At 72.1% G+C, this 15,274-nt stretch carries 12 protein-coding genes; 8 read left to right on the forward strand and 4 right to left on the reverse strand.

Annotated elements, in window-relative coordinates; all coding sequences use genetic code 11:
* Positions 1–107: 107 nt before the first annotated feature.
* From ACFY8O_RS19705 to pdhA, 3 genes are read right to left on the reverse strand one after another with little or no spacing between them, the layout of a single operon-like run.
* Positions 108–1,508: a dihydrolipoamide acetyltransferase family protein gene (locus ACFY8O_RS19705; protein ID WP_387904068.1), complete on the reverse strand. Its 1,401-nt coding sequence runs from the start codon at positions 1,506–1,508 to the stop codon at positions 108–110.
* An 11-nt stretch (positions 1,509–1,519) separates the two neighbouring features.
* Positions 1,520–2,500 carry an alpha-ketoacid dehydrogenase subunit beta gene (locus tag ACFY8O_RS19710; protein WP_145808260.1) on the reverse strand — a complete coding sequence of 327 codons (981 nt, stop codon included), beginning with the start codon at positions 2,498–2,500 and terminating at the stop codon, positions 1,520–1,522.
* A gap of 2 nt (positions 2,501–2,502) precedes the next feature.
* Entirely contained in the window at positions 2,503–3,663 is a 1,161-nt protein-coding gene (pdhA, locus tag ACFY8O_RS19715) for a pyruvate dehydrogenase (acetyl-transferring) E1 component subunit alpha (RefSeq protein ID WP_145808258.1), read from the reverse strand.
* A 346-nt stretch (positions 3,664–4,009) separates the two neighbouring features.
* Here pdhA and ACFY8O_RS19720 point away from each other — a divergent pair, with 346 nt between their 5' ends.
* The 3 genes from ACFY8O_RS19720 (at position 4,010) to ACFY8O_RS19730 (ending at position 6,376) form a co-directional block, all read left to right on the forward strand.
* Complete coding sequence (locus ACFY8O_RS19720) at positions 4,010–4,669, forward strand: response regulator (protein ID WP_145808256.1); 660 nt, start codon at positions 4,010–4,012, stop codon at positions 4,667–4,669.
* Positions 4,670–4,899: 230 nt separating this feature from the next.
* Complete coding sequence (locus ACFY8O_RS19725) at positions 4,900–5,310, forward strand: pyridoxamine 5'-phosphate oxidase family protein (RefSeq protein WP_387904550.1); 411 nt, start codon at positions 4,900–4,902, stop codon at positions 5,308–5,310.
* Position 5,311: 1 nt separating this feature from the next.
* Positions 5,312–6,376 carry a phosphotransferase gene (locus ACFY8O_RS19730; protein ID WP_387904072.1) on the forward strand — a complete coding sequence of 355 codons (1,065 nt, stop codon included), beginning with the start codon at positions 5,312–5,314 and terminating at the stop codon, positions 6,374–6,376.
* 61 nt (positions 6,377–6,437) lie between these two features.
* Here ACFY8O_RS19730 and ACFY8O_RS19735 read toward each other — a convergent pair whose 3' ends face one another.
* The gene (locus ACFY8O_RS19735; RefSeq protein WP_387904075.1) at positions 6,438–8,042 is read right to left on the reverse strand and encodes a protein kinase domain-containing protein; all 1,605 of its coding nucleotides are present in this window, start codon (positions 8,040–8,042) and stop codon (positions 6,438–6,440) included.
* 293 nt (positions 8,043–8,335) lie between these two features.
* Here ACFY8O_RS19735 and ACFY8O_RS19740 point away from each other — a divergent pair, with 293 nt between their 5' ends.
* The 5 genes from ACFY8O_RS19740 to ACFY8O_RS19760 all read left to right on the forward strand — a co-directional run bounded on the left by ACFY8O_RS19740 (position 8,336) and on the right by ACFY8O_RS19760 (position 15,193).
* Positions 8,336–9,970, forward strand: coding sequence for a protein kinase domain-containing protein (locus ACFY8O_RS19740; RefSeq protein WP_387904077.1), 1,635 nt, complete (start codon positions 8,336–8,338; stop codon positions 9,968–9,970).
* A gap of 443 nt (positions 9,971–10,413) precedes the next feature.
* On the forward strand, positions 10,414–10,713 hold the full coding sequence (locus ACFY8O_RS19745; protein ID WP_387904080.1) for a hypothetical protein: 300 nt from the start codon (positions 10,414–10,416) through the stop codon (positions 10,711–10,713).
* Positions 10,714–10,794: 81 nt separating this feature from the next.
* Entirely contained in the window at positions 10,795–11,454 is a 660-nt protein-coding gene (locus ACFY8O_RS19750) for a PadR family transcriptional regulator (RefSeq protein ID WP_387904082.1), read from the forward strand.
* 116 nt (positions 11,455–11,570) lie between these two features.
* The gene (locus tag ACFY8O_RS19755; RefSeq protein ID WP_387904083.1) at positions 11,571–12,335 is read left to right on the forward strand and encodes an ABC transporter ATP-binding protein; all 765 of its coding nucleotides are present in this window, start codon (positions 11,571–11,573) and stop codon (positions 12,333–12,335) included.
* Entirely contained in the window at positions 12,332–15,193 is a 2,862-nt protein-coding gene (locus ACFY8O_RS19760; RefSeq protein ID WP_387904084.1) for an FtsX-like permease family protein, read from the forward strand. The genes ACFY8O_RS19755 and ACFY8O_RS19760 overlap by 4 nt, the downstream gene beginning before the upstream one ends.
* Positions 15,194–15,274 lie beyond the last annotated feature (81 nt).

Here is a 15,274-nt window from a genome sequence, read left to right on the forward strand (position 1 = left end):
CCCGCGCCCCGCGGGCGCCCCGGCGCCCCCCCCCCCCCCCCACCCCCCCCCGCCCCCCCCCCCCGGGGGGGGGGGCCCCCGGGGGGGGGCCCCCACCCTTCTGTTCGTCAAGCCCAGGTGATCAGGCGCTTCGGCTGCTCCAGGACCGCCGCGACGTCCGCGAGCACCTTGGAGCCGAGCTCGCCGTCGACGAGCCGGTGGTCGAACGACAGCGCCAGCGTGGTGACCTGGCGGGGCTTCACCTTGCCCTTGTGCACCCATGGCTGGAGCTTGATCGCCCCGACCGCGAGGATCGCGGACTCCCCGGGGTTGAGGATCGGCGTACCCGTGTCGACGCCGAAGACGCCGACGTTGGTGATGGTCACCGTCCCGCCGGCCATGGCGGCCGGGGAGGTCCTGCCCTCGCGCGCCGTGGAGACCAGCTCGCCCAGCGCGGCGCCCAGCTCGGGCAGGGTCTTGTCGTGCGCGTCCTTGATGTTCGGCACGATCAGACCGCGCGGGGTGGCGGCGGCGATGCCCAGGTTGACGTAGTGCTTCTGCACGATCTCCTGGTTGGCCTCGTCCCAGGCGGCGTTGATGCCCGGGTTCCGCCGGATCGCGACCAGGAGCGCCTTGGCGATGATCAGGAGCGGGTTGACCCGGACCCCCGCCATGTCCTTGTCCTCCTTGAGCTCCGCCACGAGCTTCATCGTGCGCGTCACGTCGACCGTGACGAACTCGGTGACGTGCGGAGCGGTGAAGGCACTGCCGACCATGGCCTGGGCGATGGCCTTGCGCACGCCCTTGACCGGGATGCGCGTCTCCCGCCCGTCCGTGCCCACGGGCACGGCGACGGGCTCGGGGGCCACGGCCTGCGGCGCGGGCCGCGCGGGGACCTCGGCGGGGGCCGGGGCCACCGCCGCGTGGACGTCCTCGCGGGTGATGATGCCGCCCGCCCCGGTCGGGGTCACCGTGGCGAGGTCGATGCCCAGGTCCTTGGCGAGCTTGCGCACCGGCGGCTTGGCGAGCGGACGGGCCTCGCGCGGAGCCGCGCCGTGCCCGTTCAGCTCGGCCTGGACCGCCGCGGCGGCCGGCCCCGAGATCTCGACGCCCTTGCGGGCCCTGCGCTTGGTGGAGGTCTCGGCCACGCCGTAACCGACCAGCACCGGCTGACGGCCCTTGGGGGCCTCGGGCTCGGCCTCCTCCACGGGCTGCTGCACGGTCTTCTCGGCCTCGGCCTCGGCAGGGGCGTCGCCGCCGCCGGGCGCCACGTCGACCGCGATGATCACCTGGCCCACGTCGACGGTCGTGCCCTCGGGGAAGCGCAGCTCGTGCACCACCCCGTCGAAGGGGATCGGCAGCTCCACCGCCGCCTTCGCCGTCTCGACCTCACACACCACCTGGCCGTCCGTGACGGTGTCGCCAGGCTGGACGAACCACTTGAGGATCTCCGCCTCGGTCAGTCCCTCGCCCACATCGGGCATCTTGAACTCGCGGAAACGAGCAGACGTCTCGGTCATCGTCGTCACGACCCCTCTCCTCAGAACGCCAGCGAGCGGTCGACGGCGTCGAGCACCCGGTCGAGACCCGGAAGGTACTCGTCCTCGAGCCGGGCGGGCGGGTAGGGGGCGTGATAGCCGCCGACCCGCAGCACCGGCGCTTCGAGATGGTAGAAGCAGCGCTCGGTGATCCGGGCCGCGATCTCGGCGCCCGAGCCGTAGAACACCGGCGCCTCGTGGACCACCACGAGCCGGCCCGTCTTCTCGACCGAGGCCTGCACGGCGTCGAAGTCGATCGGGGACATCGACCGCAGGTCCAGCACCTCGATCGACTTGCCCTCCTCCTGCGCCGCGGCGGCGGCCTCCAGGCAGACCTTCACCATCGGGCCGTACGCGACGAGCGTGAGGTCGTTGCCCTCGCGCGCGACGACGGCCTTGTGGAGCGGGAGGGGAATGGACTCGGTGTCCAGCTCCCCCTTGTCCCAGTACCGCCGCTTGGGCTCGAAGAAGATGACCGGGTCGTCGCTCTGGACGGCCTGCTGCATCATCCAGTAGGCGTCGCCGGCGTTGGACGGCGAGACGACCTTCAGGCCCGCGACGTGCGCGAAGAGGGCCTCGGGCGACTCACTGTGGTGCTCGACGGCACCGATGCCGCCGCCGTACGGGATGCGGATGACGACCGGCATCTTGATCTTGCCGAGTGCACGGGCGTGCATCTTGGCGAGCTGCGTGACGATCTGGTCGTACGCGGGGAAGACGAAGCCGTCGAACTGGATCTCGACGACGGGGCGGTAGCCGCGCAGGGCCAGGCCGATCGCCGTACCGACGATGCCGGACTCGGCGAGCGGGGTGTCGATGACCCGGCCCTCGCCGAAGTCCTTCTGGAGGCCGTCCGTGATCCGGAAGACCCCTCCGAGCTTGCCGACGTCCTCGCCCATGACGAGGACCTTCGGGTCGGTCTCCAGCGCCTTGCGCAGCGACTCGTTGAGCGCCTTCGCGATGGACATCTTCTCAACGGCCATGGCTAGTTGCCCTCCTCGGCGAACGATGCCTGGTAGGCGGCGAACTGGGCGCGCTCCTCGTCGACCAGCGGGTTGCCGTCGGCGTAGGCGTGGTCGAAGATCGCCAGCCGGTCCGGGTCGGGCATGGCCCGGACCGCTTCGCGGACCCGCTTGCCGAGGGCCTCGCTCTCCTCCTCCAGCGCGGTGAAGTACGCCGCGTCGGCGAGGTCCTGCTTCTCCATGTACGCGCGCAGCCGCAGGATCGGGTCCTTGGCCTCCCAGGCCACCCGCTCCTCGTCCGCCCGGTACTTGGTCGGGTCGTCGGAGGTGGTGTGCGCACCCATGCGGTAGGTGAAGGCCTCGACCAGGGTCGGCCCCTCACCACGGCGGGCGCGCTCCAGCGCCGACCTGGTGACGGCCAGGCACGCCAGCACGTCGTTGCCGTCGACCCGGACACCGGGGAAGCCGAAGCCCTGCGCACGCTGGTAGAGCGGCACACGCGTCTGCTTCTCGGTCGGCTCGGAGATCGCCCACTGGTTGTTCTGGCAGAAGAACACCACGGGGGCGTTGTAGACGGCGGCGAAGGTGAAGGACTCCGCGACGTCCCCCTGGCTGGAGGCGCCGTCGCCGAAGTACGCGATCACGGCCGAGTCCGCGCCGTCCTTGGCGACGCCCATGGCGTAGCCCGTGGCGTGCAGGGTCTGCGAGCCGATGACGATCGTGTAGAGGTGGAAGTTGTTGGTGTTCGGGTCCCAGCCGCCGTGGTTCACGCCGCGGAACATGCCGAGCAGATTGGTCGGGTCGACACCCCTGCACCAGGCCACACCGTGCTCCCGGTAGGTCGGGAAGACGTAGTCGTCGTCGCGCAGCGCCCGGCCGGAACCGATCTGAGCGGCCTCCTGGCCCAGCAGCGAGGCCCACAGGCCGAGCTCACCCTGGCGCTGCAGGGCGGTCGCCTCGGCGTCGAACCGCCGGGTCAGGACCATGTCCCGGTAGAGACCACGGAGCTCGTCCGCGCTCAGGTCGATCTCGTAGTCCGGGTGCTCGACGCGGTCGCCCTCCGGCGTCAGCAACTGCACCAGCTGGGGGCCGGCACCCTCCGTCGTCTTCGCGGGTGTCTTCGCGGCGCTGGTCCGCTTGCTGCTGCGTCGCGGTTTGCGCGCGGCAGTGCTCTCCACGGTCACGTGCGTGCTCCTCCGTCGGTCCGGCCCCCGGGATGGCCGGGAACCAGTGCGGCTCGCCTGTGTCCGGACCCGTGCACGGGGTGGGTGCCGCTCGGCCGGGAACAGGCGTGACAGGTGCCCCGGCGAACGTCCTGCCATACGCACGTTACCCAGTGCACCGCATAACTGCGAAACACCTTGTGACCTGCGATTTTGCTTGGATTTCCAAGTAAATCGCGAAATGCGTGAACTCCTGCTGGTCACAGTACTGGCAACAGCCTGGCAGGCGGCCGGAACAACGGCACGTTATCCCGGCCGACAGCGCCAGGGAAGGGCGGACGGCCAGCGAGTGTGTGAGACTGCGAATGTGCCCGAAGAAGGAAAAATCACCGTATTCCTGCTGGATGATCACGAAGTAGTCCGGCGTGGCGTCCACGAGCTGCTCTCCGTCGAGGAGGACATCGAGGTCGTGGGCGAGGCCGGCACCGCCGCGGACGCGCTCGCGCGCATTCCCGCGACCCGCCCCGACGTCGCCGTTCTCGACGTACGCCTCCCGGACGGCAGCGGGGTGGAGGTCTGCCGCGAGGTCCGCTCCCGGGACGAGAACATCAAGTGCCTGATGCTCACCTCGTACGCCGACGACGAGGCCCTGTTCGACGCGATCATGGCGGGGGCCTCGGGCTACGTCCTCAAGGCGATCCGCGGCAACGAGCTGCTCAGCGCCGTGCGGGACGTGGCGGCCGGCAAGTCCCTGCTGGACCCCGCCGCCACCGCCCGGGTGCTGGAGCGGCTGCGCGAGGGCAAGGACGGCAAGGGCGACGACCGGCTCGCCGAGCTGACCGACCAGGAGCGCAGGATCCTCGACCTGATCGGTGAGGGGCTGACGAACCGGGTGATCGGCGAGCGGCTGCACCTCGCCGAGAAGACCATCAAGAACTACGTGTCCAGCCTGCTGGCCAAGCTGGGCATGGAGCGGCGGTCGCAGGCGGCGGCGTACGTGGCCAGGCTTCAGGCCGAGAAGCGCTGACGGCACGGACCGGCCCGGGACCTTGGTCCCGGAGCCTCCGGGGCGGCGGACTCTTACCCCGCCCCTACACGTCGCCGAGAGTGGGAGGCATGCTCTTCTCCCGTCCCTCCGGCGCCTCGGACCCCGCCGACCCGCCGGGCCGCTCCCAGCACGCCGCCGACCCCGGCGCGTCGGGCCGTTCCCACCACAGCGGGCCCTCCGCCACCTCCAGCTCGGAGGCGGCCCGCGCCATGGAGCTGCTCGGGAGCGTCCGCTACGGCCGGCTGGCCATGAGCATGCGGGCCCTGCCCTTCCTGGCGGTGGCCCGGCACCTGGTGATCGAGGGACACGTCGTCCTGCGGATGCACCGAGGGCTCGGCTTCCACGAGTCCTGCGACGGAAGCGTCATCGCCTACGGGGCGGACAACTTCAACTCCCCGGCGCCCGGGGACCCCCAGGACCTCTGGTCGGTGCAGTTCACAGGGCCCGCCGAGATCGTCCGTCCCGGCGCCGACCAGCGCGAACGCTTCGGGACCGGCCCCGCCGAGGTGAACGGCGAGCACTTCGATCCCGTGTACGTGCGGCTCGACCCGCACGTCGCGCACATGCACACTCTGGCCTTCGGCGCAAGTCCGTCAGGGCGGACACACAGCGTCACCTAACATGTGGCGAGTGCTGCGCTCATCTGTGACCCTTGCGCCTGTTCCTCCGGTCAGTGAGGTCCTGCGCCGCTACCCTGACGCCGGGGAACCCCTGGCCTGCGAACCCCTCACCAAGGGGCTGCTCAACCACGGTTACCGGGTGTCCACGACCAGCGGGTCGTACTTCCTCAAACACCACCTCGACAAGCACCACCTCGACGACGCCAGTGGCGACCACGCCACCATCGTCCGGCAGCACCGGGCGACCCAGCAGCTGCACTCCCTCGGCGTGCCGGTCGCCCCGCCCCTCGCGGACACGCAGGGTCACACGGTCACGGTCATCGACGGGCAGCGCTACGCCCTGCACCGATGGGTGGACGGCCTCCACCGGGACGGCACACAGCTCACGACCGCCCAGTCACGGCGGCTCGGGGCCCTCCTGGGCGCCGTACACATGGGCCTGGAACAGGTCATGGAGGCGGACTCTTCGCCTCCGGTACGGCGGGGACAGACCACCAGCCCCGATCCTGCCGATACGTTCACCCTGATCGACGAACTGCTGACGGCGGCCCGGGGCATGGGCCCGAGGGACGCCTTCGACGAACTCGCCGTGCACCGTCTCGTCGAGCGGCGCGCCCTGCTGGAGCGGCACGCGCACCGCCGCCCGCCGACACCGGGCGGGGCGGCCAGGGGCTGGGTGCACGGTGACTTCCACCCGCTCAATCTGCTCTACCGGGGCGCGGACCCCGTCGCGATCGTGGACTGGGACCGGCTCGACGTGCAGCCGCGCGCGGAGGAGGCGGTTCGCGCCGCTGCCATCTTCTTCGTCCGGCCGGACGGAAAGCTGGCGCTGGAGAAGGTGCGGGCGTACGCCCGCGCCTACCGGCGCTCGGCCGGCGCGGGTGCGGCAGAGATGGCGGCGGCCGTGCACCGGGTGTGGTGGGAGCGCCTCAACGACTTCTGGATACTCAGCTGGCGTTACCGCTTCCAGGACCGCAGGGCCGACCCGCAGTTCCCTGCGGTGTCGGCCCTGGCGGTGTGGTGGACGCGTGAGTACGAGGCGGTCGGCGAGGCCTTCACGGCGTGAGGGGCTCCCTCACCCCCCGGCGGCCTCCGCCGCCGGGTGCGAGGTCACGGCCGCGGCTCCGTCAGCCGGCGGTGGTACCGGCCGCCCCCGCGGCGGAACCCGCCGCGGCTCCGGCCGAGGTACCGGTCGTGGTGGTCCCCTCCGTCGTCGTCCCGCCGGTGTCGTCACCGGTGCCGCCGTCGTCGGTGCCGCCCTCGGTGGTGCCGCCGTCGTCGCCCGTACCGCCGTCCGTCGTGGTCCCGCCGTCGCTCGTGCCCGGATCCGGTGAGGTGGGGGTCTCCGACGGCTTCTCCGTCGGCTCGGTCGGCTCCTGCGTCGGAGTCCACGTCGGATCCTGGGTGGGCCAGGTCTGCCCGCCCGAGGAGTTGTTCGGCTCCTCGCTCTCCTCCGTCTCCTCGTCCGTCGGCTTCTCCGACGGACGCGTCGGCGAGGGGGTGACCGAGGTGGAGGGCGCTGTCGGCGACTTCTTGTTGCCGCCGTCGTCGTTCGCCGCCTGGAGGGCGAACGCCACACCGGCGCCGATCGCGACCAGCGCGAGCAGCACGAAGAGCCACATCTTGCCGCGGCCGCCACCGTTGTGGTGCCCGCCGGCGTACGCCCCGTCGTCGGGGTTCATGGGCGGCAGGATCGGGCCCTGCGAGGTGTCCCCGTGCATCGGGCGCCCCATGGCCGCCGTACCGCCGCCGATGTTCATCGCCGCCGTGCGGTCGCCACCGTGCGTCTCGACCGGACCGGTGTTCCACGTGCCCGTGTGGCCGCCCTGGACCTGGAGCATCTGGAGGCTGTACTGGACGAGGCCGCGCATCTCCTCGGCACTCTGGAACCGGTCGTCCGGGTCCTTCGCGAGCGACCGCATGACCAGGCCGTCCAGCTCCGGAGGAACGGACCCGGCGACGTCCGAGGGCGGCACCGGCATGTCCTGGACGTGCTGGTACACGACCGAGAGGGGGGTCTCGCCCGTGAACGGGGGCCGCAGGGCGAGCAGCTCGTAGAGCAGGCAGCCGGTGGCGTAGAGATCGGAGCGGTGGTCGACCGCCTTGCCGAGAGCCTGTTCGGGGGAGAGGTACTGGGGCGTGCCCATGACCATGCCGGTCTGGGTCATCGTCGACTGGGCGCCGTGCAGCGCGCGGGCGATGCCGAAGTCCATCACCTTGACCGCGCCGGAGTGCGTGATGATCACGTTCGCCGGCTTGATGTCCCGGTGCACGATGCCGTGCTGGTGGGAGTAGGCCAGGGCTTCGAGGACGCCCGAGACGATGATCAGCGCCTGCTCGGGCGGCGGGGCCTCGGCCTCGAGCAGGAGGTCCCTGATGGTGTTGCCCTCGACGAGCTCCATCACGATGTAGGGCACGGTCGCCCCGCCCACGACGTCCTCGCCGGAGTCGTACACGGCGACGATCGCATGGTGGTTGAGCCCCGCCACCGACTGCGCCTCACGCGTGAAGCGCGCCTTGGAGACCGGGTCCTCGGCGAGATCGGACCGCAGCAGCTTCACCGCGACCGTGCGGCCCAGACGGACGTCCTCCGCGGCGTAGACCTCGGCCATGCCGCCGCGGCCGAGCCGGTGCGTCATGCGGTACCGGCCGTCCCCGACCACACCTCCGACGCCCCAGGAGTCGGTGCCATCCGAAACTCCGCCGCCGTTTGCTTCGGATTCGGGTGCCATCAGTCCTCGCCGTCGTATCTGTCCGCGCGTCCGCGGGTTCTCACGGTGCCTTGCTGCATTGCCACGTCACGCTACAGCCTCTGTGCGACGCACCGGTTTACAGAGTGACGGGCCATCCAATCGGCTCGCGCGCCGCTCGCGCAAATTCCATGCGCTTCCTGTAACGCTTCCGAGACGCTTCTTGTGCGTAGGGTCACGGAACGGGCACCTGGCTTGACGTGTCGTACCCCTCGGGCAGACTTGGCCCGTACTAGGGATCATCGCGTCCGTCGGGCGCCGAGGGGGAGCAAGTCATGAGCCACGACGGCGCACACGGCGCACAGGGGCGCTACGCGGGCGGTTCCGTGGCCGGCGGCCGCTACCAGCTGCGCGACCTGCTCGGCGAAGGCGGGATGGCATCCGTCTATCTCGCCTACGACACGGCCCTCGACCGCCAGGTCGCCATCAAGACGCTGCACACGGAGCTGGGGCGCGAGCAGTCCTTCCGCGAGCGGTTCCGGCGCGAGGCGCAGGCCGTCGCCAAGCTGCAGCACACCAACATCGTCTCGGTGTTCGACACGGGCGAGGACGAGCTCGGCGGCGCGCTGATGCCGTACATCGTCATGGAGTACGTCGAGGGCCAGCCGCTCGGCTCCGTGCTCCAGTCGGACATCCAGCAGTACGGCGCCATGCCCGCCGACAAGGCGCTCAAGGTGACGGCGGACGTGCTGGCCGCCCTGGAGACCAGCCACGAGATGGGCCTGGTCCACCGCGACATCAAGCCCGGCAACGTGATGATGACCAAGCGCGGCGTCGTCAAGGTGATGGACTTCGGCATCGCCCGCGCGATGCAGTCGGGCGTCACGTCGATGACCCAGACGGGCATGGTCGTCGGGACCCCGCAGTACCTCTCCCCCGAGCAGGCGCTCGGCCGGGGCGTCGACGCGCGCTCCGACCTGTACTCGGTCGGCATCATGCTCTTCCAGCTGCTCACGGGACGTATCCCGTTCGACGCGGACTCGCCCCTCGCCATCGCGTACGCGCATGTGCAGGAGGAGCCGGTCGCCCCGTCCAGCATCAACCGCTCGATCACGCCCGCGATGGACGCCCTCGTCGCCCGCGCGCTCAAGAAGAACCCGAACGAGCGCTTCCCCAGCGCCGCCGCGATGCAGGACGAGATCGCCCGCGTGCTGAACGCGAGCGGCCCCGCGGGCGCCCCGGCGATCATCGGCGGCAGCGGTCCGGCGAACAGCGGTTCGGGGGTGGGCTCGGCGGTCTTCCCGCCCGTCGACCAGGGCACGCCCGCCCCGCAGAGCGTCCAGACGCCGTACGCGCCCCACCCTCAGCAGCAGCACCAGCCGAGCCCGTACGGCGTGCCCACTCCGGCACCCACGCCGGGTTACGGCTACCCGCAGGCGGCCCAGCCGTACGGGACCCAGGGACCCCTGGGGCACCAGACGCCGCCGCCGTACACGATGGCCCCCCAGACCACGGGCGGCTCGGGCGGCGGTGGCTCGAAACGGAACATGCCGGTCCTGGTGGGCGCGATCGTCGTCGCCCTGATCGCGATCGGCGGCCTGGTCGCCTTCCTGAACATGGACGACGAACAGTCCGGCAAGAACGACGACCCGAGCACCGGCGAGTCCGCCGTGGCCGGTGAGCACAAGGCCCCGGAGCGGAACCGGACGATGGACACGGAGGACTGCACCGACGCCACGGAGGACACCGACGACCCGGCGAAGGTCCAGGCTCCGAGCTTCCTCTACAAGGACATCCTCTCGGTGAAGGAATGTGCCCTGGCCGCCGGTTGGACGATCAAGGAAGTCAAGGAGCCCGGGAACACGTACGCGGAGGGACAGGTCGTGGACCAGTTCCCGTCCTCCGGCACGGCCGTCCCCGAGGAGGGGGCGCACTTCGAGCTGCGGATCTCCACCGGCGATCCGGCCTGACCTGGGGCTGCCCCGGCGACCTCGCGCGGGGCTGGGCCTCGTCGGCGGTCCCGCTCTCCGCTCACCCGCTCGCCGCTCATCCGCTCGCCCGGGTTGCGGGCGCTCACGGGGCGGGCGGTCCTGGGTGACCTCGCCGGTCCTCGGCCCGCCGTGGAGCTGACCGAGGTCCAGCGGTCGGCCGCACCCGGGATGCCCGCCCCATGCGGGCGTGTGACGCTGATCTCATGCCTCCAGGACTCCCGGCTTCACGGTCGTCACGGTGCGTGGCCTGTCTGGTGATGGCAGCCGGAGTCGCACTCGGCCCCGCCACCTGGGCACACGGCGCGAGCGACCGCGCGGACTCCGCCCGTCCGGTGCGGGTGATGACGACGGCGCCTTCGGGATCGCCTTCCCCCGAGGGGAGCCCGTCCGCCGGCCGGACCCCTTCCGCCGGGGAGCCGTCCATGGCCGGCCGACTGGCCGGGGAGGGCCGGGCACGTCCGGGGCGCTCGCTGTCGCCGCAGGAACTCGCGCAGTCCGAGGCCGCGGCCGACGAGGAGCCACCCGAGGCGGATCCGGGCGGGATCCCCCCTTTCACGCCCCCACCAGGCGCCTTCCCCGAGCCGGGCGAGACCGCACGGCAGCGGCAGGCGCTGGACGAGCCCGCCGTGCGGCAGGTGCGGGACGTGTCGCTGGGTGCGGGAATCACCCTGGTCGGGCTGGGACTGGCATTCCTCGCCTTTCGCCTGCGCCGCGCCAACTGACGCCGCACCGGGGCTCGTAGCCGTCGCGCATCGGCCCGGCGACGCTTGCGCCTGGCAGCATACTGGGTATACATACTCAGTATGTCGATCCGTCACGGGCTGCTGGCCCTCCTGGAGCGAGGGCCTCGGTACGGCTCCCAGCTCCGCACCGAATTCGAGTCCCGCACCGGCTCCACCTGGCCGCTGAACGTCGGGCAGGTCTACACGACGCTCAACCGCCTGGAACGCGACGGACTGGTCGCGCAGGACGGTGAGGACGACGCGGGCCACGCGCTCTACTCGATCACCGACGACGGCCGCGACGAACTGCGCAGCTGGTTCGAGACCCCCGTCGACCGGAACAGCCCGCCACGCGACGAGTTGGCGATCAAGCTCGCGATGGCGGTCGGGGCGCCCGGCGTCGACATCCGGGCCGTGATCCAGTCCCAGCGGAGTCACACGCTGAAGGCGATGCAGGACTACACCCGGCTGAAGGCCCAGGCCCTGGCCGACGTACCCACCGATCGCGACGAGGTCGCCTGGCTGCTCGTCGTGGAGCAGCTGATCTTCCAGGCGGAGGCCGAAGCCCGCTGGCTGGACCACTGCGAGTCCCGCCTCGTCCGCCTCGCCGCAGCCGCCGCCACGGAGCCCTCGTACGGATCGGGAACGGGTGCAGGGCCGGCGCCGGGCTCCGGCCCGGTCACCGGTCCTGCCGCCGGCCGCGGTGGGTCGCGTACCGGCAGGTCACGGCTCCCGCGCTGACCGCCCGGCCGCAGCCACCACGCCCTCTCCCGCACGCCGTATCCCGCCCGCCGCCCGTCGCCCGCCGCCCGCCGCCCGCCGCCCGCCGCCCGCCGCCCCAGGGGGAACACACCGCCATGTCCTCGTCCGTCTCCACCCCGCCCACCGCCGTGCCCGGGGACACGCCCGTCCTGGAACTGCGGGCGCTCACCCGCACCCACGGCTCCGGCATCGCCGAGGTGCACGCCCTGCGCGGTGTCAGCCTCTCCGTACGCGCAGGGGAACTCGTGGCCGTCATGGGTCCGTCCGGCTCCGGCAAGTCCACCCTCCTGACCCTCGCCGGCGGTCTCGACACCGCGACCGGCGGCCAGGTCGTCATCGAGGGCCAGGACCTCTCCACGCTCGGCCACAAGGGCATCGCGGCCCTGCGCCGCCGCAGCGTCGGCTATGTGTTCCAGGACTACAACCTGATCCCGGCCCTCACCGCCGCCGAGAACATCGCCCTGCCGCGCGAGCTCGACGGCGTATCCGTGCGCAAGGCCCGCAAGGAGGCACTCGCCGCGCTGGAGGAGATGCGGCTCTCCGAGATCGCCGACCGCTTCCCCGACGAGATGTCCGGCGGCCAGCAGCAGCGCGTAGCCATCGCCCGCGCCCTGATCGGTGACCGGCGCCTGGTGCTCGCCGACGAGCCGACCGGCGCCCTCGACTCCGAGACCGGCGAAACCGTCCTGGCCCTCCTGCGCAACCGCTGCGACCAGGGCGCGGCCGGAGTCATGGTGACCCACGAGCCCCGGTACGCGGCCTGGGCCGACCGGGTCGTCTTCCTGCGGGACGGCTCCGTCGTCGACCAGACACTGGCGTCCGGCGCCGAGTCGCTCCTCGCTGTCGAGGGTGCCGAGTGAGCTTCCTGACAGGGTGGCGGGCCGCCCTCCGGATCGCCCGGCGTGACGCCCTGCGCGCCAAGGGCCGCAGCGCGCTCGTCGTCGCGATGATCGCCCTGCCGGTGCTCGGGGTGACCGCGGCGGACGTCACGTACCGCAGCTCCACATCCACGACCGCCGAGAAGCTGACGGCGGAGATGGGAGCGGCGGACGCGGTGTTCAGCTCCGCGGGAGCCGGGCGCGTACCGGTGGAGCAGTTGCCGGACCGCACGCTCTGGGAAACGGTGACAGACCGGCCGACGGCACCGGACGACGCCTCACCGGAGCCCGTCGGGATACGGGACGCGCTGCCGAAGGGGGCGACGTACCTCACCGAGCAGTCCGTGGCCGCCGCCGTCACTACGCGGCACGGCATCACCGAGACCGAGATCGTCGAACTGCGCACCTCCGCCCCCGCCCTCCGGGGCAGGATCGAACTGGTCGACGGCGCCTACCCGGCCCACGACGACGAGGTCGTCGCCACCGAAGGCTTCCTGGAGTCCACCGGGCTCCACGTCGGATCGCGTACGACACTGCGTGGCCCGGGGCGCGCGTACACGATCACGGGCAGCGTGGAGCTGCCCGCCGACCTGGGCAAGAAGGCCCTCTACGCAGATCCGGGCGCCGTCATCGCGCCGTGGAAGAAGGCGGCCGACGGTGACCCCGGGATCGCGCCACCGCAGCCGGACGAAACGAAATGGCTGGTCGACGGCCCGGCAGGAGCGGGCATCCGCTGGGCGGACGTCCTCGCGGCCAACCGGACGGGCCTCCTGGTGCTGTCCCGTCAGGTGGTCCTCGACCCGCCGCCGGACTCCGAGGTTCCCTACGCCACGCAGCCCTCCCCGGACTACGGAGACGGCTCTGCGGAGCTCGGTGCCGCCGTCGTGACCGTCGTCGCCATGGCGGTTCTGGAGATCGTGCTGCTGGCCGGCCCGGCGTTCGCCGTCGGCGCCCGGCGCTCGCGTCGGCAGCTCGGCCTCCTCGGTACCTGCGGGGGTGACCGGAGCCAGGTACGGGCGGTGGTCCTGGCGGGAGGCGCCGTGCTCGGGGCCGCGGGCGCGGTGGCCGGGGTGGCCGCCGGCCTCGTCCTCACCGTCCTGTTCCGTCCGCTGATCGAGGGCTGGACCGGAAGCCGTTTCGGGGAGCTGGAGATCCGTGGGTGGGAGGTACTGGCGATCGCCGTGATCGGTCTCGTCACGGGCGTCCTGGCGGCGCTGGCCCCGGCGATCGTGGCCGGGCGGCAGCCCGTCCTGGAGTCGCTGACCGGCCGCCGGGGGACACGGCGGAGCTCCCGTGTCCTGCCGGTCGTGGGCTGCGTCATCACGGCGGGCGGCGTCGCCGTCGCCGTGTTCGGCGGCACCACGGGCGACACGACTCTGGTCGCCGGTGGCTCGGTCGTCGCCGAGCTGGGGGTCCTCGCCTGCATCCCGGTGATCGTCGGCCTCCTCGGCCGGCTCGGGGCACGCCTCCCGCTCTCCCCCCGGATGGCGCTGCGCGACGCCGCCCGCAACCGGGGGCGCACGGCTCCGGCGGTCGCCGCGGTCATGGCCGCGGTCGCGGGCACCGTCGCCATCGCGACGTACACGAGCAGCGTGATGGCGGAGCACGCGTACGACCACATCCCCACGCTCACCCCCGGCACGGCCGCGCTCGTGGCGGACAGTCCTTCGTCCGTCGACCAGCTGGGCCGGGCGAGGGCGGCGGCCCGGCAGAACCTGGCGGTGAGCGGCGAACGCGCCGACATCGCACGGGTCTGGGCGGGCTCCGACTGCGGCGTGTACTACGAGGAGGAGAACGGCTGCGGCACCCTCACCCTGGTCAAGCCCACCGGTGACGGGCACAGCTGCCCGCTCCAGGGCGCGGGAGCCAGGAAGCTCGCCGAAGGGCTCTCCGCCGAGGCGCACCAGGCGCTGATGCGCACCCCCGCCTGCACCGACGAGTACATCAGCGCCGCCGCCTTCTACACGGGCGAGAGCCACATCGTCGTCGGCGACGCCGCACTGCTCACCTCGTACGTGAAGCTCGACGACCCCGCAGCGGCCGAGGCGCTGGCGGACGGCACACCCGTACTGCTCAACCCGGCCTACGCGCGCGACGGCCAGGTCACCCTGAAGGCCGTGCACACGTACAACCCCCGTGACACGGCGAACCGCAGGCTCCACCCGGGCGAGCCCAGGACCACGACGGACCGGCTGAAGGTGTACGTCGCACCGGCGAAGTACGCCACCACACCCGGGATCCGCATGATCCTTCCCCGGAGCACGGCGAGCCGTCTGGGCCTGCACACGGAGGACTACGCGAGCCTCTTCGCGGTGGCGCACACGCCCACGGACGCGGAGCAGCAGATGATGTCGGCCGCGTTCGCCCAGGCCGGGAACGGAGTCCATCTCCAGACGGCGAGCGGTCCCGAATCGCGGGACGAGGATGTGATCCTGCTGATCCTCGCCCTGTTCGCGGGGGTGGTGACGGTCGGCGCCGCGGCCATCACCACCGGGCTCGCCAAGGCGGACGCGGAGGCCGACCTCACCACGCTCAGCGCGGTGGGCGCACCCCCGGGCGTCCGGCGCTCACTCTCCGGGTTCCAGTGCGTGGTGGTCGCGCTCACGGGCGTCCTGCTCGGTACGGCGGCCGGGATCGTGCCCGCGGTGGCCCTGCGCCGGGTCGACCTGCGCAAGGCGATGGCCGCCATGCGGGAGCAGCCCATGGATTCCGCGTACACCCCTGTCGTGATGCCCTGGGAGACGATCGGGCTGCTGGCGGTGGCCGTACCCCTGGTCGCCGGGCTGCTGGCCGCCGTCTTCGCCGGGTCCCGGCAGGCACTGACCCGGCGCGCGGGGTGAGGGACGGCCGGGCGGCGCGAGAGCGACGGGGCGGCCGGGGCCGCTCGGCGGTGGCTTCCCGCGCGATCGGTGCCCCGGAAG

The sequence above is a fragment of the Streptomyces argenteolus genome, assembly GCF_042902585.1.
In the GTDB taxonomy this organism is placed as follows: domain Bacteria; phylum Actinomycetota; class Actinomycetes; order Streptomycetales; family Streptomycetaceae; genus Streptomyces; species Streptomyces argenteolus.